Here is a 22,711-nt window from a genome sequence, read left to right as displayed (position 1 = left end):
ATCAGGTGCCGCCGGTCAGCTATGGTTCCGGCGTCGCCCAGGCTTGAGCATGGCGGGCGGAGGCTGCACCTCCACCCGCAGTCAGACACCGCTCTCAGCGGCATCAGGTGACATGAAACCCGGCGTCCGGCAGGCTGCACCATTCCGCCAGCAGCCGCGCCACCAGGTGGATCGGGTCGTCCTCTCCCATATCCTCTGTGCGCAGCACGGCACACCAGGGCACGGTAATGCCGTCCTCCGTCACTTGCGCGCCGGTTATGCGCCCTTCGGCCAGCGCTGTCTGCAGTGCCCAGCTGGACAGAACGCTGGTCCCCAGATCCGAAGCCACCAGTTCCACAATCGCCTCTGGCAGCTCCACTGTTGCGGCCCATTTCGGATAGCTGTCGGTTGGGCGGAACAGGCGGGCAAACTCGCGGTCGGGTTCAGGCACCTTGGTGTAGGTGATGAAAGGCTCGCCGACAATATCGCTGCCCTCGACAAACGGACGCTCTGCCAGCCGGTGGGATGGTGCCATGATGTACAGCAGCGGGTCCTCGAACAGCGGCAAGGTAGAGAGGCCCGGCTGCGCTACATCGCCGGACATCACAGCAATGTCGATATGACGGTTCAGCACCCCGGTCAGCGGATCGCTGCGGGCGCCGGCCATGATCTGAAGATCGATGCCTTCGGCGCGGGTTTTTAGAAATTTGATGAAGGACGGCAGCCATCGGTAGTTGCTGTAAGCCTCGACCGACAGCCGCACCACATGCTGGATGCCGGCATTCATCCGCCGCACGTCTTCTTCGGCGCGGCTCAGGTCGGAGAGGATGCGCTCCGCCACCACCGCAAGGTATTCGGCGGCAGGGGTGACCCGCAGCCGCTTATGCATCCGTGTGAACAGCGGCACATCCAGCCGCCGCTCCGCCTCGCGCAGCCGGTGAGACAGAGCCGAGGGCGTCACACCCAGCTTCTCGGCTGCATCGGTGATGCGGCCGGTTTCGATGATTGCCTGGATCAGCTGCAGGTGGCGCAGGTCTAGGAGAGGTTTCATAGATTAAGTGCCTGAAAAAAATTCAACAAAGAGAGAAAACTTCGAGATTGGTTTTCAGTCAAGCCAGGTGTGAAATCGCGTTCAAAGATTTCCTTTGGAGCCAGTCATGAACGCCGATGCCAAACGCTCGATCGAGCAGGACAAAGCCCACCATGTGCACCCGCAGTCAAACCTGCGCCAGCATGCCGAAAACGGGCCCACGATGATCACCCATGGCAAGGGCGTGTTCATCTACGACAGCGATGGGCGCGAGATCATCGATGGTTTCTCGGGCCTGGGGTGCGTGTCCTTGGGTTATCACAACGAGCGCCTGGCCAGCGCCGCGGTGCGGCAGATGAACACGCTGCCTTTTGCACCGACCTTTTACAACCGCTCGCACCCGAAGGTGGCAGAACTGGGTGAACGCCTGACGGCGATGGCGCCGAATGGCATGACCCGGGCAATGTTCCAATGTTCGGGCTCTGAGGCAAACGACACCGCGATCAAATTGCTGTGGTACACCAACACCGCCCGCGGCGAGCCGGAGCGGCGTAAGGTGATTGGCCGGGTGCGCGGTTATCACGGCAATACCGTGGCCACCGTATCCTTGTCCGGCCAGCCGCATATGCATGCCAAGTTCGGCCTGCCGCTGCCGGAGTTCAAGCACACCGAGCTGCCGAACTACTACCGTTTCCATATCGACGGTGAGAGCGAAGAGGAGTTCTCGGCCCGGATGGCGGCGAAATTTGAACAGCTGATCTTGTCGGAAGGCCCGGAAACCATTGCGGCCTTCTTTGCCGAGCCGGCAATCTCGGGCGGCGGCGCGCTGATGCCGCCGGAAGGCTACTGGCGCGAGATGCAGGCGGTGCTGCGCAAGTACGATATCAAACTGCTGGCCGATGAGGTGGTTTGCGGTTTCGGGCGCACCGGCAACATGTGGGGGTCGGAGACCTGGGGCATGAAGCCGGACATGGTGACCTGCGCCAAGGCGCTGTCGGCGGCTTTCTTCCCGGTCTCGGCCTTGATGTTCAAGGACGGCATGTATGCCGACATGATGAAGAACTCCGACGAGGTCGGCGTCTTTGGCCACGGCTATACCTATGCGGGCCATCCCGTTGGCGCAGCGGTGTCGCTGGAGGCGCTGGACATCTATGATGAGATCGATCTGGTTGGTCATGTGCGCAAGGTGAGCGACCTGTTCCTGAGCCGTTGCCATGCAATGGCGGATCATCCGCTGGTGGCTGAGGTGCGCGGCGTCGGGCTGTTCTGCGGCTTTGAGCTGATGAAAGATGCAAAGGCGCGCGAGCCCTTTGACCCGTCCTGGAAGGTGGGCGAGCTGGTGCAGAATTTTGCCCATGACCGCGGGCTGTACCTGCGGGCGATTGGCGACCGGATGAGCTTCATGCCGCCGCTGATCATCAATGAGGATGAGATCGACATTGCCACTGAGCGGTTCAAGGGCGCGCTGGACGATGCCTGGGCCGTGGTCAAGGCAAAGATGTAAGGGAGGGATAGATGGCGGAATTGCTGGAACCGAAGCTGCCCCAAGCGGGCCTTGCAGGTAGCTATATCAACGGCGCCTGGCACTGGCCGGAGGACGGCCGGACGCTGGTGATCGAGAACCCTTCCCGCCGCGCGGCAATATGCGAGGTTGGACGCGGCACGGCACGCGAGGTCGATTTGGCCGCGCGGGCCGCCCGTGCCGCCCTGCCGGCGTGGCGCTCTCTTGCGGCTGCCGAGCGGGGCAAGCTGCTTGCGGAACTCGGGCGCCGGCTGGAGGAGAACGCCGAGGAAGTGGCGCGGGTGCTGGCGGCTGAGAGCGGCAACGCGATCAAGACACAGTCGCGCGGCGAGGCGATGGGCGCGGCGGGTGTGCTGAAATACTATGGCGGCGTGGCGGTGGAGCAGAAGGGCGAGACCTTGCCCCTGGGACCCGGGTTGCTCAGCTATTCCACCCGGGAACCTCACGGTGTGGTGGGATCTATCATTCCTTGGAACTCGCCGCTGCAGCTGGGCTGCGTCAAGATCTCAATGGCGCTGGCCACCGGCAACTGCCTGGTCCTCAAACCGGCCGAAGACGCGCCGCTGGCGATCCTGAAGCTGGCTGAGCTGGCGGATGGGCTGTTCCCTCCGGGCGTGTTCAACGTGGTAACGGGGCTGGGTGAGGAAGCCGGCGCGGCGCTGGCCAGCCATCCCGGCATCGACAAGGTGTCTTTCACCGGTTCGTCGGAAGTGGGCAAATTGATTGGCAAGGCCACCGCTGACCGCATTGCCAAGCTGACGCTGGAGCTGGGCGGCAAATCGCCCACCATCGTCTTCCCGGATGCCATCGACAACGGCCGTCTGGACGCCACCGCCCAGCAGGTGGCCAATGCCATGCGCTTTGCCCGCCAGGGGCAGAGCTGCACCGCCGGCTCCCGCCTGTTTGTGCACAAGGACATCTGGGACGTGCTGATGCCCAAGGTCGCGGAGAAATCTGCGGCCCTGAAAGTGGGCGATGCGCTGGACCCGGATGTGGATATGGGCGCGGTTGTGAACGCAGAGCGCTACGGCGAAATCCGCGGCTTTGTGGCGGAAGCCGAGGCGCAGGGGGCCGAGTTCCTGATCGGCGAAACCCCGGCGGAGGATCCGGCAGGCTTCTGTCCGAACCCGACCATCATAACCGGCGTCGGCAACAGCTGGCGGATTGCCCGTGAAGAGGTGTTCGGCCCTGTCATGGTCGCAATTCCGTTTGAAACGGAAGCCGAAGTCATCGAGATGGCCAATGACACCCATTACGGGCTGGCTGCCTTCCTGTTCACCCATGACGTCAGCCGCATTACCCGCCTGACCCGCGCCATTGACGCGGGCTGGATCCAGGTGAACCAGGGCGGTGGCCAGATCCCGGGCATGTCTTATGGCGGTACCAAGCAATCGGGCATGGGCAGCGAATACTCGATCGAGGGCGCGCTGGAAGCCTATACCTACCGCAAATGCATCACCATAAATATAGAGGCAGGTGCATGAGCACGGACCGTTTTGGCAACATGATTGACCCGGGTGTTGGCTACGCCCGGGGGGTCTTGCTGCAGGGGTCGGCGGATGAAGTGCGCCGCTTGGCCCGTGCCGGCCGGGTGGCAGCGGAATTCGTGGCGCGGCAAGGGATTGAAAAGATTGCTATCTGCACAGGCAATCTGCGCTTTTATCCGGCCTCGCCCGAAGACCTGAGCGTCTTATGCGAAGAGTGGGTTGGTCCGGGTCTGTTTGGCGAGGAGCTGCGCCAGGCGGCCATAACCCATCTGGGCGGTCAGGGAGGTGAGGCGGCAGCGGTGGTCAACCGCACCAGCGCGGGTATCGTGGCCACCGTTCTGGCCCATGCGGGCGGCAAGCCTGTGCTGTCACTGGTGCCGGCGGGCGACCGCAGCCATGCTTCAGTGATGCGCGGCGCCAAGCTGGCCAATGTGCCGGTGAAGGAAGTCCATGATCTTGACGGCGTTGAAACAGCGCTGGCGTCAGATACGCCGGCGCTGCTGGTGATCACGCCGGTGACCTCGGAACTGGCAATGCTGTCTGACGAGCTGATCCGCGCCGCGGCAGCCTCGGGCAAGGCAGCGGGCTGCGTTGTCTTTATGGATGACGCCTATGGTGCGCGGTTCCGCCCCGTCTTGCATGGCGGCGGCACATCGCTGTCGTTCGGGGCCGACCTGGTCGTCACTAATGCCGACAAGGCGGGGCTGTCGGGCCCGCGGGCCGGTGTGCTGTGCGGTGATCCCGCCGCGCTGGTGCCGGTGCAGGCCAAGGCCAGCGAACTGGGCATGGAGGCGCGTGCGCCGGTCGCAGTTGGTGCGATGCGCAGCCTGCAGGGCTTCACCCCGGATCTGCTGATCCAAGAGGCGCAGGACGGCCAGGATCTGGCCGCCGCGCTGGAGGAAGCACTTGGCACGCAGTGCGTGAGCCGATCGGCGCTGGGGCCGAAGATTGACGAGCAGGACGCGATGGAGACTGTGCTGGAAATGGCGGGCAAAGCTGAAACTGCCAGGGTTCCAGCTGAGGTCACCGCGGCCATTGGCATGCTGATGCTGCGGGACAAGGGCATTGTCACCGTGAACACGCATGGCCAGCCCGGAGGCCGGGTCTCGATCCGTCTGAAGCCGACCTCCGGTGCGGTTGCGCGGGCAGGCGGCGCTGCTGAGGTGGCAGGCTGCTTGGTTACAGCAATGAAAGAGACGGCGGCGCATCTGGACGATGCGGCGTGGTTCACAAACCTGCTGTTCGGGGAGGGGTAAATGATCTTTTCAATGATACGCACCGCCCGGCTGCAAGCCGGGCTGCGCCGCGCCAACCAATATGGAAATACGTGAATGGCGGACAAGGACCTGATCACCCGGCTCGACAACCGTCTGGACCAGCTGGTGAATATCGACATGGGCGAGCGCGGTGTCGAGCATCTGTACGAGGCCGCCCGCGAACTGCAGGGCGGCGCGCTGGTGGGCGCCGCGGCGGATGCGCTGATGGCGGTGCCCGAAGGCGGTACCGTCATTCTGACCACCGGCTCGGTGTCGCGCGCCTGGATCACACCTGATCTGGGCGAGAACGACGGCCCCTCCGGCGCCGCGGCGGTTGCCCGGGCGCTGGTGCTGGCGCGCAACGCGACCTGCGTGATGCTCTGCGAGGAGACGCTCTTGCCCGCGATCCGCAGCACCTGCCAGGCGGCGGGGCTTTTCCCGGTCACGCTGGAGCAGGCAGCCATTGCGCGCGCCGACAAGAGCCTCGCCACCATCGTGATGCTGCCCTATGCCACCGAAGACGAAGCCGGCCGGGCGCAGGCCGTGCAGATGCTGGACGCGCTGACACCCGACCTCTTGTTCTCAACCGAGCGGGTCGGGCGCAATGAGCACGGCGTCTACCACTCGATGAAGGGCATCGACTACGGCATGGGCCGGGCGCGGGTGGACTTTCTGTTCGACGAGGCTTTGGCCCGCGGTATTCCCGTGGTCGCGGTCGGCGACGGCGGCAATGAGATCGGCATGGGCAAGGTGGCGGATCACGTGAAGGCGTATGTGCCTTACGGCGATACTTGCCAATGCGGCTGCGGAGGCGGTATCGGCGCGGTTACCTCCTGCGACGTGCTGGTCACGGCCGCCTGTTCCAATTGGGGCTGCACCGCGATTGCTGCGGCCATGGCTGCCCGCGCGGACAACGCCAAGCTGCTGCACACCCCCGAACGCGAGGCGCTGCTTCTAGACACTATGGTGGCCAATGGCCTCATCAATTCCACCCACGGGATCGTCGACGACAGCGTCGATGGCTTCCCCCGGCAAAGCCATCTTGCGGTGGCTGAACTGTGCCGTACTATCGTGAGCCGCGCGCTCTGACTTCTGACAGGATTTCAATGACATGATCCAGGACAATCCCGCCCTCATCAATGCCATCCGCACCCGCTTTGCCCATGTGGACAGCTGCCCGTTCCAGGGCGAGCGCATCTTCTTTGAAAACGCAGGCGGTGCGCTGACGCTGAAATCTGTGGTGGAGACTTCGGCCTTCTACGCCGCCATCCCCGACAACCCGGGCCGCATCAATCCGGCGGGCCAAGCTACCCAGACCACAATCAACAAGGCCAAGGCAGACCTGGCCGAGTTCATGAACGCCCAGTCCGGCCAGTTTTTTGCCGGCGAAAGCGGCACGGAGCTGCTGTTCCGGATGATCCGCACCGCCTGTGTGAACGCTCCCAAGGGCGCCAAGGTGATCGGCTCTTCGATCGAGCACCCGGCCACCCGCAGCGCCGCCCGCCGCTGGGCGGAGATCGCCGGGCTGGAGTATGTGAACGTTGCCCATAACAACGAAACCGGTCTGGTCACGGCAGAAGACTACACCGCGCTGATGACCCCGGATGTGGCGGTGGCCACTATCCTGCACGCCTCGCCAGTCACAGGCATGGGTATGGATGTGGAGGCGATCTCCAAGGCCATCCGCGCGGTGGCGCCGGACTGCCTGATCATCGTTGACGGCATCCAGCACGCCGCCCACGGCCAGCTGGACATGGCTGCCTATGATATCGACGGCTATGCAGTCTCACCCTACAAGGTGTTTTCGCGCCATGGCTACGGCATAGCCTGGATCTCGGACCGCCTCAGCGCCTTGCCCCACGACATGCTGATCGGCGCCCCGGCCACCGGCTGGGAGTTCGGCACCCGCGACACCGGCTCTTATGCCACCCTGTCGGATGTGGTGGAGTATTTCGAATGGCTCGGCGGCGAGGTGTCTTCCGAGACCACCCGCCGCGGCAGGATCGAAGCCGCAGGCCGCGCCATCCACGCCTATGAGACCCATCTGACCAATGCCGCCATCAACGGCACCGGCAACCTGCCGGGCCTGCGGGACATGGCGCATGTCACCATTCTGGCCGGAGCAGACAATCCGGCGCGCGAAGGGCTGGTGTCGATTGTGGTGGACGGCATCGCCTCGGAAGAGGTGGTCGAGATCCTCAACGCCCAAGGCATCCGCACCCACACCCGCAAGGCGGACCATTATTCCGGCAATGTGCTGGACCCGCTGGGGCTGCCGGACTGCATCCGGATATCCTTCTGCCACTACAACACCGAGGCCGAAATCGCCAAGATGCTGGCAGCGGTGAAAGAGCTGGGACAGGACGGCTAACCCGGCCCCGGGACAGCATTCAGGATGAGGGCGCGGTCCGCACGGCCGCGCCCTTGTTCATTCCGCCGCGCCGGGTTTCTGTCGGATCAAGCATTTGTTGGCATTCCGCAGAAATTCTTGCAGGCCCCGCCATCTGCTGTTGCCCATACTCACCGCAGACAGATCAGTGAGGGCAGCATGGCAAAGCAGAACCTGATTGCGGGGCAATGGATCAGCTCCGGGGAGTATTCGGACAACTTTAACCCGGCTGACCCGGATGATGTGATCGGGCAGTTCGCCCGGGGCGATGCTGAGGCCGTGGATCAGGCGGTTGTAGCCGCTGCAGAGGCTTTTCCATCTTGGGCTGCTGTGTCTCCGCAAATCCGGGCGGATGTTCTGGACCGGGCAGGCAGCCTCATTTTGGCGCGCAGCGCGGAGCTTGGCCGCCTGCTGGCACGGGAAGAGGGCAAAACGCTGGCCGAGGCCACGGGGGAGGCTGTGCGGGCAGGGCAGCTGTTCAAGTTCTTTGCTGGCGAGGCGCTGCGGCTGACGGGCGATTCCATCAGTTCGATCCGGCCTGGGGTGGATGTGGAAGTGCTGCGCGAGCCGCTGGGTGTGGTCGGGCTGATCACGCCTTGGAACTTCCCGATCGCCATCCCGGCCTGGAAAGCCGCACCGGCGCTGGCCTTTGGCAACACGGTGGTGATGAAGCCCGCCGATCTGACCCCGGCCTCGGCGCATCGCTTGGCGGAAATCCTGCAGGAGGCCGGCTGCCCGCCCGGCGTGTTCAATCTGGTGATGGGGCCAGGCTCGGTGATCGGCTCCGCGCTGGTCGGGCACCCGGATGTGGCGGCGATCTCCTTTACCGGCTCGGAAAGCGTTGGCCGGCGCATCGCCGAAGGCTGCGCCCGCACCCGCAAGAAGCTGCAGATGGAGATGGGCGGCAAGAACCCGATGGTGGTGATGGCGGATGCCGATCTGGACGTGGCGGTGCCCGCTTGCATCAACGGCGCCTTCTTCTCGACCGGCCAGCGCTGCACCGCGTCCTCGCGGCTGATTGTCGAGGAGGGTATTTACGATACTTTCGCGGACCGGATGCAGCAAGCGATGGGAGAACTGGTGCTGGGCGACCCGCTGGAGGCGGAAACGCAGATCGGGCCCGTGGCCTCGGACAGCCAGCTTCGCGGCAACTTGGGCTATGTGGAACTGGCCCGGCAGGAAGGTGCCGAAGTGCTCGGCGGCGAACGCCTTGACCGGCCGGGGTACTTTCAGGCTCCGGCGCTGTTCCTCAATGCCTCCAACGGTATGCGGGTGAGCCGGGAGGAAATTTTCGGCCCCTGTGCCAGCGTGATCAAGGCGCAGGACTTCGATCATGCGGTGGCGCTGGCCAATGATACGGAATTCGGTCTCAGCTCCGGGATCTGCACCACCTCGCTGCGCCACGCGCGTGAATTCAAGCGGCGGTCCGAGGCGGGCATGGTGATGGTCAACCTGCCCACCGCGGGGGTGGACTATCACGTGCCCTTCGGCGGCCGCAAAGGTTCCTCGGCGGGCTCGCGTGAGCAAGGGCGTTATGCGGTGGAGTTCTACACCTCGGTCAAGACCGCCTATACGTTTGCGGGCTGAGTCATGGCACTGACAGAGGATCTTGCCGCGCTGCTGGGGCCCAAGGGCTGGCTGACCGAGGGCCTGGAGGCCTGGCAGACCGATTGGCTGAAAATGCAGTCGCATCTGCCATTGGGCGTGGCGCGGCCTGAGAACACTGAACAAGTTTCGGCGGTCATGCGGCTGGCTCATGCGGCCGGCGTGCCGGTAACACCGCAGGGCGGCAACACCAGCCTCTGCGCCGGGGCGGTTCCGGGGGCGCCGGGGCATGTCATCCTGTCGCTGTCGCGGATGAACCGGATCGGCGCGGTGGACCCGCTGGATTTTACCGTCACTGTCGAGGCGGGCGCAGTTCTGGCCTCGGTGCATCAGGCCGTCGCAGAGCACGATCTTATCTTTCCGATGCATCTCGGCGCTGAGGGCAGCGCCCAGATCGGCGGGCTGATTGCCACCAATGCCGGCGGCAGTCATGCGCTGCGCTATGGCATGATGCAGGACCTGGTGCTGGGGCTGGAGGTGGTGCTGCCCGACGGCCGAGTCTGGAACGGGCTGCGGCCACTGGTCAAGGACAATGCCGGCTATCAGCTGCGCCGCCTGTTCTGCGGTTCCGAAGGCACTTTGGGCGTGGTGACCCGCGCCGCGCTGCGGCTGTTTCCGGCGCCGGTGTCGCGGGCCTCGGCTCTGCTGACTGTCGCGGATTTTGACGCTTTGGTCCGGCTGGGCGGGCAGCTGCGCCGGGATCTGGGCGAATTCATGTCGGCGCTTGAGTTCTTCAGCAGCACCGGGCTTGAGCTGGCCCTGCGCCATGTGTCAGGCGTGAGCTGCCCGCTGCAAACCCGCGGCAGCGCCTATCTGCTGGTGGAGCTCTCCACCGCAGCACCGAGCTTGCATCTGGATGCAATGCTGGAGGCTGCCCTGGGCGAGGCTTTTGAAGCAGGGTTGATCCTTGATGGTACGGTGGCCGCCAATGAGGCGCAGCGGGTGGCAATGTGGCGGTTGCGCGAAGAAATGCCGGAGGGCCAGCGGCTGGAGGGCGCGCAGGTCAAGCATGACATTGCGGTGCCGGTGGCCAGCCTGGGGGAGTACATCACCAGGATGGCACCGCAGCTGAACGCAGTTCTGCCCGGCGTGCGGATTAACCCCTTCGGCCATTTGGGCGACGGCAACATCCACTACAACCTCAGCCCGCCGGACGGCAGGCGGGACTTCGGGGATGCCAAAGCTGCACTTTCACAGCTGATTTACCAGGAGGCAGAGGCTGCAGGCGGCAGTTTCGCAGCCGAGCACGGACTGGGGCGTTCGAAAGTTTCTTTTGCAGATCAACTGCGAAGCCCGGAGGAGCGTGAATTGATGCGGACCCTGAAGCAGGCAGTAGACCCGCAAGGGCTGCTTAATCCCGGCGTGCTGACCGGGTCGGCGGATCCGCAAGAATAACTTACCAAAGTACGGGATTTCTTGATGTTTTGGCGGGCCCTTCGCCGGCCAGGCTTTCGCCAGGCCGGAGCAGGGGCATCTGCCAGCCCGGCGCAGGGACCCCAAGGGAGGAAAACCATGTCCTTTATGACCAATATGAAGACTTTTGCCGCTGTTGCGGCTCTGGCCGTTGCCGGGCTGATGCAGCCGGCTGCAGCGCAGGACAAGGAAAACCTGTGGGCTGACGTGCAGGAACGCGGCACCCTGCGCGTGGGCGTGGCCGAGGCGCCGCCGCTCTTGGTGCGTGACCCCAAAACCGGTGACTGGTCCGGCTATTTCCTGGATGTGATGGATGGATTTGCCAGCTCCATCGACGTTGAGGTTGAAGTGGTCGAAACCACCTGGGGCAATATGGTTGCTGGCCTGCAGGCTGGCAAATGGGACATCTCCTCGGCCCTGAACCGCAAGCCGCAGCGGGCGCTGGCGGTGAACTACTCGATGCCGATCTGGAGCTATGAGATCGGCCTGCTGCACGACACCCGCAACCCCAAGATCACGCCGGATATGACGTCGCTGGCGGACTTCGACAAGGAAGGCATCACCATCGCCGTGATGCAGGGCGCCGCGGGCGACCTGTCGATTACGCCGCAGGTGAAACATGCCAAGATCATCCGCCTGGACGGGGCCAATGAGGGCCGCCTGGCGATCATCTCCAAGCGCGCCGATGTCTTTGCCACCGACAGCGATATTCACCGCATCACCATCCTGCAGAACCCTGACTGGGCCGCGCAGGTGCTGCCGCAGCCTGCGATTGCCAAACAGGGCATCGCATTCGGCCTGCGCAAGTCGGTGCCGCTGGAGGACGTGCAGGTGCTCGACATCTACCTGGAGGAACAGGTCGCAACCGGCAACGTTCAGCGCCTTTATGACGCTGCCGTCGAGGCCATGACTGCCGAATAAACCCGGTTTTCTGTGCCGCCCCGGTTGGTCCTGGGGCGGCATTTGCAAGCCGGGACGAACGGGGAGGGCACTATGGCCTTTGTGGAGATTGACGGGCTGGTCAAGCGCTATGGATCGCTTTCGATCTTCGAAGGCTTTGACCTGCATATGGAAAACGCCGACCGGCTGGTGCTGATCGGCCCTTCGGGGTGCGGCAAGTCCACGCTGCTCCGCTGCATGATGGGGCTGGAGGACATTGCAGGGGGAACCATCCGGCTCGGCGGTGACGGCTATATCCAAGGCGCAGAAGATGGCCGCATGACGCTGGACAAACGGGTGCAGAAGGACGTGGGCATGGTGTTCCAGCACTACACCCTGTTCCCGCATCTGTCGGTGCTTGGCAATCTCTGCCTGGCCCCGGTCCGCTCGCGCGGGGTGAAGAAATCCGAGGCCAAGGACAAGGCGCTGGGCCTGCTGGAGCGCTTCGGCCTGGCGGAGCGGGCGAATTTCTATCCAAGCCAGTTGTCCGGCGGCCAGAAGCAGCGCGTCGCCATCGCCCGCGCCCTGATGCTGGACCCCAAGCTGATGCTGTTTGACGAGGTGACCTCAGCACTGGACCCGGAGCTGGTGGTCGAGGTGGAAAACACCATGATGGAGCTGGCCGAGGGGGGAATGCCGATGATGATCGTCACCCACGACATGCATTTTGCCCGCAGCATCGCCACCAAAGTGGTGTTCCAGGAGCGCGGCAAGGTGATCGAGGCCGCCGCCCCGGACGACTTGTTCAGCAACCCCCAGCAGGAGCGCACCCGGGATTTCCTGCGCAACGTGCTGCATATCGCGGGGTGAGGGGATGAATTACGAATTCGACTGGTTCTATGTGAAAAAGGGCCTTCCGCAGCTGATCGAAGGCTTGTGGCTGACACTGGAGCTGACGCTCTGGGCCAATGTGATCGGCTTGGTTCTGGGCTTCCTCGTCGCCATCGGCATGCTCTCCAAGGTCAAAGCCGTTGTCTGGCCGCTGACCGCTTATATCGAGTTCTTCCGCTGCACCCCGGCGCTGATTCAGCTGGTCTGGTTTTTCTTCTGCATCCCGATCCTGTTCAATGTCTGGTGGAGCGCCGAGTTCATGGGCATTCTCGCCCTCGGCCTGAACCTCGCAGCCTTCAACGCCGAGGCCTATCGCGCTGCGATCCAGGCGATCCCGCACGCCCATACCGACGCCAGCACCGCGCTGGGGCTGAACGCGCTGCAGCGCATCATCCACGTGATCCTGCCGCAGGCGCTGATCCTGGCACTGCCGGTGCTGATCACCAATGGCATCGGCATTTTCCAGCAGTCGGCGCTGGTGGCGCTGATCTCGGTAGAGGACCTGATGTACCAGGGCCGCTACATCTCAACCCAGACCTTCCGCCCCATCGAGACACTGACCACCGTGGCACTGATCTATTTCGCGGTGTCCTTTCCGGTGTCGCAGGCCGTCACCCTGATCGAGCGGCGCACCAAGCGCTTGCTGGCGAACTGAGGAGGCTCAAGATGGACTTCGATTTCTCCTTTCTGGCAGAGTACTCCGGTGTTCTTTGGCGCGGGTTGCTGACCACTCTGCAGTTTGTCGGCATCGCCGTCGTGCTGGGGCTGATCTGGGGGTTTCTCCTCAGTATGGGACGCACTTCCGCAAACAAGGGGCTATACTGGGTCACCACCATCTATGTGGAGTTCTTCCGCGGCACTCCGGTGCTGGTGCAGCTGTTCTGGATCTTCTTTTGCCTGCCGCTGTTTCTCGGCGTTGAGCTTAGCGGTTTCACCTCGGCGGTGATTGCGCTGTCGCTTTACAGCGGAGCGATCACTTCCGAGAGTTTCCGGGCCGCACTCAAGTCCATTGAAGCCAGCCAGTTTGATGCTTGCACGGCGCTGGGTCTGCCGCAGGGCGTGCAGACAGTGTTTGTCATCCTGCCGCAAGCTGTGCTGCGGGCGATCCCGAACCTGCTGTCTAACGTTGTGTCATTGTTTAAGGAAAGCGCCCTGGTGTCGGCCGTGGGCATGGCGGACTTGATGTATGTTGGCCAGAATATTGCCAATAACGTTGCCCGGCCCATCGAAATCCTGACCGCGATTGCGCTGATCTATTTCGCCATTGGCTTCCCGCTGACCCGCGCCGTCAGCCTTGTCGAGGGCCGCCTTTTGAAGGTTGTGAAAGCATGACACAGAAGAAACCCCTTGCTCTTGTCACCGGTGCCACCAGCGGCATTGGCAAGGCGATCACCTTCGCTCTGGCTGGTGCCGGTCACGAGGTCATCGCCCTCGGCCGCAGTGCCGCCACGCTGGAAAAGATGCAAAGCACCGCAGGCGTGCGCCCGCTGGCGGTGGATCTGACCGACCGCGAGGCGCTGTCCTCGGCGCTGGACGGCGAAGAGATTGATGTGCTGGTCAACAATGCCGGCATCATTCCTCCGGTGGTTGGGTTTGCCGACATGGCGCAGCCCGATATTGACGCCACGCTGGAAGTGAACCTGAGCGCTGCCATTGCCGTCACCCGGCTTGTGCTTCCGGGAATGATGGCCCGCAAGCGCGGGCACTTGTTCTTCACCGGCTCCACCGCGGGGCAGGCGCCGTTTCCCAATATGGCGGTCTACGGCGCCTCCAAGGCCGCGATTTCCAGCTTTGCCGCCGCGCTGCGCTGCGATCTGTGCGGCTCCAATGTGCGGGTGACCGAAATCGTTGCGGGCCGGGTCGAAACCGCCCTCTACCGCGATGTGCTGAGCGATCAGGCGCGAAAGGGCATGTACCAGGCCTTCGACGCGGTACAGCCCGAGGATGTGGCGCAGATGCTGCTGTCGGTGCTGCAGATGCCTCAGCACGTGGATGTGACCCGCTTTGATATTCTGCCCACCGCCCAGTTCACCGGCGGCGGGGGCTTTGCGAAAAAGGAAGACTGAGATGGACGGATTGTCTGTTGTGATCGTGGGTGGCGGCGCCGGGCTTGGCCTCTTGCTGGCGGAAATGGCGGTTGAGGCCGGCGCGACCGGGCTTGGTATCATCGATATCAATGCCGGGGCCGCTGAGGCGGCGCTGGCTCTGGCCAAGAGGGCAGGGTTGAAAACTGCCTTTGCGGCTTGCGACATCCGCACTTCCGAGGCGGCTCATGCAGCCTTCGCCCAGGTGGCGGAGGGTCTGGGCCGGGTTGATACGGTGATTAATTCCGCCGCCATCTATCCGCGCAAACCGATGCTTGAGATTACCGACGCCGACTGGGACGCCTCCAACGCGGTGAACATCAAGGGCACCTTTCACATGTGCGTCGCCGCCATCAAACAGTTCCGGGCGCAGGAGGCTGACAGCGTGGTCAAGGGGCGGATCGTCAACATCACCTCGGTCGATGCTTTCAAGGCGCATCCCCAAAACGCCCATTACGCCGCCACCAAGGCTGCGGTGGTGAGCCTGACCAAGAGCTTTGCGCATGAAGTGGCGCCGGACAACATCCTGGTAAACTCGGTCGCCCCCGCAGGCATGGCGACGGAGAAGGCACGCGAAGCCGGGTTCCTTGGCGAACTCGCTTCTGCCAGCCCGCTTGGCCGCGGCGGGGAGCCGCGCGAGATGGCCGAATGGGTGCTGATGGCGGGCGGTCCCAAGAACACCTATATGACCGGCGAGAACATCATCGTCTCCGGCGGCTATATCTACGCATAAGGGACGGCAGATGATCTACAAATCCCGTTTGAAAAGCCAAAGCTGGGCTGGCGAGACCATCGGTATCCTGGTGCTCGACTGCCATTATCCCTTCCTGCCGGGAAATGTGGCCAACGCCACGACCTATGATTTCCCGGTGCGCTATGCAGTGGTCGAAGGCGCCACCGCCGACCGGCTGCTCTACCAGGCTGATCCCACCCTGATCGACCCCTTCATCACCGCAGCCCGCAAGCTGCAGGACGAGGGCGTGAAGGCGATCACCGGCGCTTGCGGCTTCATGGCATTGTTCCAGAAAGAGATCGCGGCAGCCGTCGACATCCCGGTCTTTGCCTCCTCGCTGCTGCAGGTGCCCTTTGTGCATCAGATCACTGGCAAGCGGGTCGGCATCATCACCGCCGACTCGACCTGCCTGAAGCCTGCGCATTTCTCCGGCACGGGCATCTCCGAAGACATCCCGCTGGCCATCGGCGGAATGGAGACCAAGGAGGCCTTCATGCAGGGCATCATCGCCAATATCGGCGAGCTGGATGACGACGGCATCCGCATAGGCGTGATTGAGGTTGCGCAGCAGCTGCAGGCGGAGCATGACGATCTGGGCGCGATCCTGCTCGAATGCTCCGACCTGCCGCCCTATGCCCACGCGGTGCAAGCCGCCACCGGTTTGCCGGTCTTCGATTTCATCACCATGATCAACTACGTGCACGAAACCCTTGCGCGCAAACCCTACTCCGGGGTGATCTGATCCGGCGGGGGCAGAATTTCTTGGCAGTCCCAAGATTTTCTGCACCGACACCTGCGCAAGCGGCAGCTAGCCTCAATCAAGAAACCGACATTCTGACAGGTCCGAACATGCAACAGAGAAATGGTGGCCAGCTTCTGGTAGATTGCCTCAAAGCCTTGGGGGCAACCCAAAGCTTCGGTGTCCCGGGCGAGAGCTATCTGGCGGTGCTGGACGCGCTGCACGACACCCGCGGCGAGCTCGATTTCACCCTCTGCCGCAACGAGGGCGGCGCGTCCTTCATGGCCGCGGCCTATGGCAAGCTGACCGGCTCTCCCGGCATCTGCTTTGTCACCCGCGGGCCGGGTGCCACAAATGCATCGATCGGGGTGCATACCGCGATGCAGGACAGCGCGCCGATGATCCTGTTTGTCGGCCAGGTCGGCACGGACATGAAGGGCCGGGAGGCGTTTCAGGAGATCGACTACCGCGCCACTTTCGGCACCGTTGCCAAGTGGGTCACCGAGATCGATGACGCGGACCGCATCCCCGAGATCCTGATGAGGGCCTGGACCGCTGCCGTTTCCGGCCGTCCCGGGCCCATTGTTGTCGCACTCCCTGAAAATATGCTGACCGATACCACGGCTGTTCCCGCTCTCACCGGCCCGGTATCCGTGTTTGAGGCCGCCCCTGCACCCGCCGCTGCGGGGGCGGTTCTCGATGCGCTGGCCGTAGCCGAGCGCCCGCTGATCCTGATGGGCGGCGGCGGCTGGACCGCTGACGGCAGCCAAGCGCTGCAAGCCTTTGCCGAAGCCTCCGATATCCCGGTGCTGGCGGCGTTCCGCTACCAGGATCTCTACGACAACCACAGTGCCACCTACGCAGGCGACGCAGGCGTTGGCATGACGCCGGCCACCAAGGCGCTAATCAAGAGTGCCGACGTGATCCTGGCCATCAATGTGCGTTTTGGCGAGATGACAACGGATGGCTATACCCTGCTGAACGTGCCGGTTCCGGCGCAAAAGCTGATCCACGTGCATGCCTCCGACCGCGAGCTGGGCAAGGTCTACCAGCCCGATCTGGCGATCCACGCAGGCCCCAACGCCTTTGCCGCTGCCCTGGCGGGTCAGAGCGTCAACGGTCCCTGGGCCGATTGGCGGGCCAAGGCTCGGGCTGATTATGAGGCGGCGTTTGAGCTGCCGGACCAGCCCGGCCCGGTCGACATGGGAAAGGTCACCGAATACTTGCGCGAGCGGCTGCCGGAAGACGCTGTGCTGACCAACGGCGCGGGCAACTTCACTGTTTGGCCCAACAAGTTCTTCAAATTCGGCCCTGGCCAGCGCCTGCTGGCACCGCAGTCCGGTGCCATGGGCTATGGCTTGCCCGCCGCTGTGGCGGCCAAAGTGGCCTCTCCGGAACGATGCGTGGTCTGTTTTGCCGGCGACGGCGATTTCCAGATGAACTGCCAGGAACTGGGTACAGCCATGCAGGCCGGCGCACAGCCGGTTGTGCTGATCCTGAACAACGGCATCTACGGCACCATCCGTATGCACCAAGAGCGCACCTTTCCGGAGCGCGTTTCCGGCACATCGCTGGAAAATCCGGACTTCGTGATGCTGGCCAAGTCCTACGGCTATCACGCCGAGCTGGTGGAACGAACCGAAGACTTTGCCGCCGCCTTTGAACGCGCCATGGCCTCGGACACCGGCGCGGTGCTGGAACTGGCGGTCTCGCCTGAGGCGCTGACCCCGCGCCAGACCCTCAGCCAGATGCGCGCCGCCGCCAAAGGAGAGCAAGCATGAGCCAACAGGACATTCGCCAGGATATCCGTTTGGGCGCCGACATCGGCGGCACTTTCACCGATATCGCGCTGGACCTGCGCGGCGAGATTTTTTCAACCAAGGTGCTGACTAATTACACCGCCCCCGAGCAGGCCATTCTGGATGGCATTGCCATCGTTACTGAACAGGCGGGCATCGGGTTTGCTGATCTGGACATCATCATCCATGGCACCACGCTGGCCACCAACGCGCTGATAGAACGGCGCGGGGCCAAGACGGCGCTGGTCACCACCGAAGGCTTCCGCGACGTGATCGAAATGCGGACCGAGAACCGGTTTGAACAGTACGATCTGAACCTGAAGCTGCCCGCGCCCCTGATCCCGCGCCAGGACCGCTTTCCGGTGAAAGGCCGGATCGATGCGCAGGGCAACGAGCTGCAAGCGCTGGACGAGGCCCGCCTGGAAGAATTGGCCGGGGAAATCCGCGAAGGCGGGTTCGGGGCGGTCGCCATCGGCTTTATCCACTCCTACCAGAACCCCGTCCATGAAGAACGGGCCCGCGAAATTCTGGCAGCCAAACTGCCCGGCATGCCGATCTCGATCAGCGCCGAGGTCAGCCCGCAGATGCGCGAGTTTGAGCGCTTCAACACGGTCTGCGCCAATGCCTATGTGCGGCCGCAGATGGAGGACTACCTGACCCGCCTGCAGTTCCGCCTGAAAGAGCAGGGGGCCGGTTGCCCGGTCTTTATGATCCACTCCGGCGGCGGGCTGATCTCAGTAGAAACTGCCATCGAATTCCCGGTGCGGCTGGTGGAGAGCGGCCCCGCAGGCGGCGCAATCTTTGCCGCCGATGTGGCCGCGCGCTTCGGGCTGGAGAAGGTCGTTAGCTACGACATGGGCGGCACCACCGCCAAGATCTGCCTGATTGAAGACTACGAGCCGCAGACCGCCCGCACCTTTGAGGTCGCGCGCACCTACCGCTTCTGCAAAGGGTCGGGCATGCCGATTTCGATCCCGGTGATCGAGATGATCGAGATCGGGGCAGGGGGCGGTTCCATCGCCTGGGTCGACGCCATGGGCCGCATTCAGACCGGGCCGGAAAGCGCCGCGTCGGAGCCCGGACCCGCCTGCTACCAGCGCGGCGGCGAGCGGCCTGCGATCACCGATGCAGATGTGATGCTGGGCAAAATCGACCCGAACAATTTCGCGGGCGGTGCGATCAAACTGTCCAAGGACGCCTCCGCCACAGCGATTGCTAAGGATGTCGGCGGCAAGCTGTCCCTGGACCCGCTGGAAGCAGCCTTTGGTATCTGCGAAGTGGTGGACGAGAACATGGCCAACGCCGCCCGGGTGCATGCGGTGGAAAACGGCAAGAACATCTCGGACAATGTGATGATCGCCTTTGGCGGCGCCGCCCCGCTGCACGCTGCGCGGCTGTGCGAAAAGCTGGGCGTCTCCCAATGCCTGATCCCGCCGGGGGCAGGGGTGGGTTCGGCGATCGGCTTCCTCAAGGCGCCGTTTGGTTATGAGGCGCTGGCCTCCCGCCTGGTGCGCCTGTCGGAGTTCGACGCGGGCGCCGTCAACGCCATGCTCGCAGAGCTATGCGAGACGGCGGAAGGCTTTGTCCGCGCGGGCACCGGCGGAGCAATCAAGCGCGAGATCATCGCCTTCATGCGCTACCAGGGGCAAGGCTGGGAGATCCCGGTGGCGATCCCCGACCGGCAGTTGGCAGGTGCTGACGCCGGTCTGATCCGCGAACGGTTCCGCGAGAACTATGCCCGGTTCTTTGGCCGGGCAATTGACGGGCTGGACGGGCTGGAGATTGAGATCGTGACCTGGTCGGTGAAAGCCAGCGATGAACGGCCTGCGCCGGCTCGCCAGGACCTGCTGACAGCCGGTCAAACCACCACGGAAGGCGGCCGGCGCGCTGTGTTCGATCCCAGCTCTGACGATTTGCGCGACAGCTGCATTGTTGAGCGCAGCTCGCTGGCCCCGGGCGCCCGTGTGACAGGGCCGGCGGTGATCGTGGAGCGTGAGACCTCCACCGTTGTGACGGCGCCCTTTGACGCGGTGATGCAGGGCGACGGCACCATCCTTTTGACCCGGAAGGAGGGTTGATCCATGGCTGGCATTTCAGAAATCCGCATGCAGGTGATGTGGAACCGGCTGATCTCGGTGGTCGAAGAGCAGGCGCTGACGCTGCTGCGCACGGCGTTTTCGACCTCGGTCCGCGAAGCGGGTGATCTCTCTGCAGGGGTCTTCAATCCCGAAGGCCTGATGCTGGCCCAGGCCGTCACCGGCACGCCCGGGCATGTGAACACGATGGCCGAGGCCGTACTGCATTTCCTGGCGGAAATCCCGCGTGAGGAGATGTATGAGGGCGACTGCTATGTGACCAACGACCCGTGGAAGGGCACAGGTCATTTGCACGACATCACCATGGTGGCGCCTTCGTTCAAGGACGGCAGGCTGGTTGCCTTCTTTGCCTGCACCGCTCATGTGGTGGATGTCGGCGGCCGCGGTTTCGGCGCCGATGGCAAGTCGGTCTATGAGGAAGGCATCCTGATCCCGATCATGAAGTTCGCCGACCGCGGCAAGGTGAACCGGGACCTGATCAGCATCCTGCGCAGCAACGTGCGCGAGCCGAACCAGGTGGTGGGCGATTTCTACTCGCTGGCGGCTTGCAATGAGGTCGGCCACCGGCGTCTGATCGATATGATGGCTGAGACCGGCATGGACAGCCTGGCTGAGCTGGGGGAGTTCATCTTCTCCCGCTCCCGCGCAGCTACTTTGGAGCGTATCGCGGGCCTGCCCAAGGGCAGTTGGCAGAACAGTATGACCGTTGATGGCTATGACGAGTCGGTGAAGCTGGCCACAACGCTCTCGGTTCGGGACGGCGAGGTGAATGTCGATTTCACCGGCACCGATGGCGCCAGCAAATGGGGCATCAACTGCCCGCTGATTTATTCCAAGGCCTATGCCTGCTATGCAGTGAAATGCGTGGTGGCGCCGGATATCCCCAACAACTCCGCCTCACTGGAGCCCTTCACGGTCTCCTCGCCGGTCAACATCCTGAACGCCGAACGCCCGGCGCCGGTCTCTCTGCGTCACGTGATGGGGCACATGGTGCCAGATCTGGTGCTGGGTGCGCTGGCCAAGGCGTTGCCGGGCCAGATCATGGCCGAAGGCGCCGCTGCACTTTGGAACATCCATATCTCCGTCCGCCCCGCGGCCGGGCAGGAGGGGCGCCGCGCAGAGGTGCTGATGTTCAACTCCGGCGGAACCGGCGCACGGCCGGGGCTGGACGGGCTGTCGGCCACGGCCTTTCCTTCGGGCGTGCACACGATGCCGATCGAGGCGACCGAGCACACCGGCCCGATCGTGGTCTGGCGCAAGGAACTGCGCCCGGACAGCGGCGGCGAGGGCCGGCTGCGCGGCGGCCTGGGTCAGGTCATCGAGATTGCACCGGCCGAAGGCCATGAGTTCGACTTTTCCGCAATGTTCGACCGGGTGAACCACCCGGCCCGCGGCCGCGACGGCGGCGGCGCGGGCGCGTCCGGAGTGGTGGCCTTGGAGGATGGCACGCAGCTGCGCCCCAAGGGCTGGCAGCACGTGCCAGCAGGCAAGCGGTTGATTTTAAAAGCGCCCGGCGGTGGCGGCTTTGGCCCTGCTGAGGAGCGCAGCGACGAAGAGCGCGCCGCCGACCTGCTGGCCGGATATGTGACGGAAGACAAATGACCATGCTGGCAAAACGAATGGCGCAAGTGAAACCCTCGCCCTCAATGGCGGTCAGCCAGGCAGCCAAGGCGCTGGTGGCGCAAGGGGTGGAGGTTGCCGACCTCGGCCTGGGCGAGCCGGACTTCAACACTCCGGACCACATTATCGCCGCCGCCCATACCGCGGCGATGGAGGGCGACACCCGCTACACCGCCACCGGCGGAGCGCCTGCGACCAAGGAAGCGGTGATCGAAAAGTTCCGCCGCGAAAATGGTCTGGAGTTTGCAGCGGAAGAGATCGTCGTCGCCAACGGCGCCAAGCAGATCATTTTCAACGCGCTGATGGCAACGCTGGAGGAGGGCGACGAGGTGATCCTGCCCGCACCCTATTTTGTCTCCTACCCGGACATGGCGCTGATGCTGGGCGGTAAGCCGGTGGTGGTCGAATGCTGCCGTGCCGATGGGTTCAAGCTGACGCCTGAGGCGCTGCAGGCCGCCATCACGCCCAGGTCCAAATGGCTGATCCTGAACATGCCCGGCAACCCCTCCGGCGCGGTCTATTCCGAGGCTGAGCTGCAGGCGCTCGGTGCAGTGCTTGCTGATCATCCGGACCTGCTCATCCTGTCGGACGAAATCTACGAGCACATCCTGTTCGACGGCCTGGAGTTTGTCTCCTTCGGCAAGGCCTGCCCCGGCTTGCGCGACCGCACACTGATCGTCAACGGCGTTTCCAAGGCCTATGCGATGACAGGCTGGCGCATCGGCTACGGGGCAGGGCCTGCCGAACTGATCAAGGGCATGACCACGGTGCAGAGCCAATCCACCACCAACGCCTGCTCCATTGCTCAGGCCGCCACGGTTGCCGCGCTGACCGGGCCGCAGGGTGGAGTGGCGCGTTTCCGCGAAGCCTTTGAACGCCGCAGGGACCTCGTGGTGGAGGGCATCAATTCTATCGAAGGGCTGGAGCTGGATGCCCCGCAAGGCGCCTTCTACGCCTACATCGACTGCGCCGGGATCATGGGCAAGACCACTCACTGCGGCGTGCTGCTGGAGGATGACACCCAGGTCACCCAATTCCTGCTGGATGAAGCCCGCGTCGCTGCCGTGCCCGGCAGCGCCTATGGGCTGTCGCCGTTTTTCCGCCTGTCCACCGCAACGTCTGGCGATGTGCTGACCGCCGCCATCAACCGCATTGCCGATGCGGTCGCCAAGCTGGCCTAAGGAGTGAT

19 protein-coding genes are annotated in these 22,711 nt (G+C 63.8%); 18 read left to right on the top strand and 1 reads right to left on the bottom strand.

Annotated elements, in window-relative coordinates:
- Positions 1–103: 103 nt before the first annotated feature.
- Positions 104–1,030, bottom strand: a complete 927-nt coding sequence (locus RA20_RS05100; RefSeq protein WP_039125317.1) for a LysR family transcriptional regulator — start codon at positions 1,028–1,030, stop codon at positions 104–106.
- A gap of 106 nt (positions 1,031–1,136) precedes the next feature.
- Between RA20_RS05100 and RA20_RS05095 the strand changes: the two genes are divergently transcribed.
- From RA20_RS05095 to RA20_RS05010, 18 genes are all read left to right on the top strand, one after another.
- Positions 1,137–2,513 carry an aminotransferase gene (locus tag RA20_RS05095; RefSeq protein WP_039125315.1) on the top strand — a complete coding sequence of 459 codons (1,377 nt, stop codon included), beginning with the start codon at positions 1,137–1,139 and terminating at the stop codon, positions 2,511–2,513.
- 11 nt (positions 2,514–2,524) lie between these two features.
- On the top strand, positions 2,525–4,015 hold the full coding sequence (locus RA20_RS05090) for an aldehyde dehydrogenase family protein (protein ID WP_039125314.1): 1,491 nt from the start codon (positions 2,525–2,527) through the stop codon (positions 4,013–4,015).
- Positions 4,012–5,274, top strand: coding sequence for a selenocysteine synthase (locus RA20_RS05085; protein WP_039125312.1), 1,263 nt, complete (start codon positions 4,012–4,014; stop codon positions 5,272–5,274). Before RA20_RS05090 ends, RA20_RS05085 begins: the two co-directional genes overlap by 4 nt.
- Before the next feature lie 75 nt (positions 5,275–5,349).
- A complete protein-coding gene (locus RA20_RS05080) occupies positions 5,350–6,363 on the top strand; it encodes a glutamate cyclase domain-containing protein (protein ID WP_039125311.1) in 1,014 nt (337 codons plus the stop codon).
- Between the two features lie 22 nt (positions 6,364–6,385).
- Complete coding sequence (locus RA20_RS05075; RefSeq protein ID WP_039125309.1) at positions 6,386–7,645, top strand: aminotransferase class V-fold PLP-dependent enzyme; 1,260 nt, start codon at positions 6,386–6,388, stop codon at positions 7,643–7,645.
- 177 nt (positions 7,646–7,822) lie between these two features.
- Positions 7,823–9,250 (top strand): aldehyde dehydrogenase family protein, encoded by a 1,428-nt coding sequence (locus RA20_RS05070; RefSeq protein WP_039125307.1) that lies wholly within the window; start codon positions 7,823–7,825, stop codon positions 9,248–9,250.
- Between the two features lie 3 nt (positions 9,251–9,253).
- Positions 9,254–10,663 carry an FAD-binding oxidoreductase gene (locus tag RA20_RS05065; protein WP_039125305.1) on the top strand — a complete coding sequence of 470 codons (1,410 nt, stop codon included), beginning with the start codon at positions 9,254–9,256 and terminating at the stop codon, positions 10,661–10,663.
- Between the two features lie 117 nt (positions 10,664–10,780).
- Positions 10,781–11,602: a transporter substrate-binding domain-containing protein gene (locus RA20_RS05060; RefSeq protein ID WP_039125303.1), complete on the top strand. Its 822-nt coding sequence runs from the start codon at positions 10,781–10,783 to the stop codon at positions 11,600–11,602.
- A gap of 72 nt (positions 11,603–11,674) precedes the next feature.
- Positions 11,675–12,430 (top strand): amino acid ABC transporter ATP-binding protein, encoded by a 756-nt coding sequence (locus tag RA20_RS05055; RefSeq protein ID WP_039125301.1) that lies wholly within the window; start codon positions 11,675–11,677, stop codon positions 12,428–12,430.
- 4 nt (positions 12,431–12,434) lie between these two features.
- The gene (locus RA20_RS05050) at positions 12,435–13,106 is read left to right on the top strand and encodes an amino acid ABC transporter permease (protein WP_039125299.1); all 672 of its coding nucleotides are present in this window, start codon (positions 12,435–12,437) and stop codon (positions 13,104–13,106) included.
- Positions 13,107–13,117: 11 nt separating this feature from the next.
- Complete coding sequence (locus tag RA20_RS05045) at positions 13,118–13,783, top strand: amino acid ABC transporter permease (RefSeq protein WP_039125297.1); 666 nt, start codon at positions 13,118–13,120, stop codon at positions 13,781–13,783.
- Positions 13,780–14,517: an SDR family oxidoreductase gene (locus RA20_RS05040; RefSeq protein ID WP_039125295.1), complete on the top strand. Its 738-nt coding sequence runs from the start codon at positions 13,780–13,782 to the stop codon at positions 14,515–14,517. Before RA20_RS05045 ends, RA20_RS05040 begins: the two co-directional genes overlap by 4 nt.
- Position 14,518: 1 nt before the next feature.
- Entirely contained in the window at positions 14,519–15,268 is a 750-nt protein-coding gene (locus RA20_RS05035) for an SDR family NAD(P)-dependent oxidoreductase (RefSeq protein ID WP_039125293.1), read from the top strand.
- A gap of 10 nt (positions 15,269–15,278) precedes the next feature.
- Positions 15,279–16,010: an aspartate/glutamate racemase family protein gene (locus tag RA20_RS05030; protein ID WP_039125291.1), complete on the top strand. Its 732-nt coding sequence runs from the start codon at positions 15,279–15,281 to the stop codon at positions 16,008–16,010.
- Between the two features lie 107 nt (positions 16,011–16,117).
- Entirely contained in the window at positions 16,118–17,788 is a 1,671-nt protein-coding gene (locus tag RA20_RS05025) for a thiamine pyrophosphate-binding protein (RefSeq protein ID WP_039125289.1), read from the top strand.
- Positions 17,785–19,884 carry a hydantoinase/oxoprolinase family protein gene (locus RA20_RS05020; RefSeq protein ID WP_039125287.1) on the top strand — a complete coding sequence of 700 codons (2,100 nt, stop codon included), beginning with the start codon at positions 17,785–17,787 and terminating at the stop codon, positions 19,882–19,884. Before RA20_RS05025 ends, RA20_RS05020 begins: the two co-directional genes overlap by 4 nt.
- A 3-nt stretch (positions 19,885–19,887) precedes the next feature.
- On the top strand, positions 19,888–21,504 hold the full coding sequence (locus RA20_RS05015) for a hydantoinase B/oxoprolinase family protein (RefSeq protein WP_039125285.1): 1,617 nt from the start codon (positions 19,888–19,890) through the stop codon (positions 21,502–21,504).
- Positions 21,501–22,703, top strand: coding sequence for a pyridoxal phosphate-dependent aminotransferase (locus tag RA20_RS05010; protein ID WP_039125283.1), 1,203 nt, complete (start codon positions 21,501–21,503; stop codon positions 22,701–22,703). The genes RA20_RS05015 and RA20_RS05010 overlap by 4 nt, the downstream gene beginning before the upstream one ends.
- Positions 22,704–22,711 lie beyond the last annotated feature (8 nt).

The organism is Leisingera sp. ANG-Vp, assembly GCF_000813725.1.
Lineage (GTDB): Bacteria > Pseudomonadota > Alphaproteobacteria > Rhodobacterales > Rhodobacteraceae > Leisingera.
Note: the sequence above shows the minus strand (reverse complement) of the source record. Positions and strands in the feature narration are given on the sequence as shown.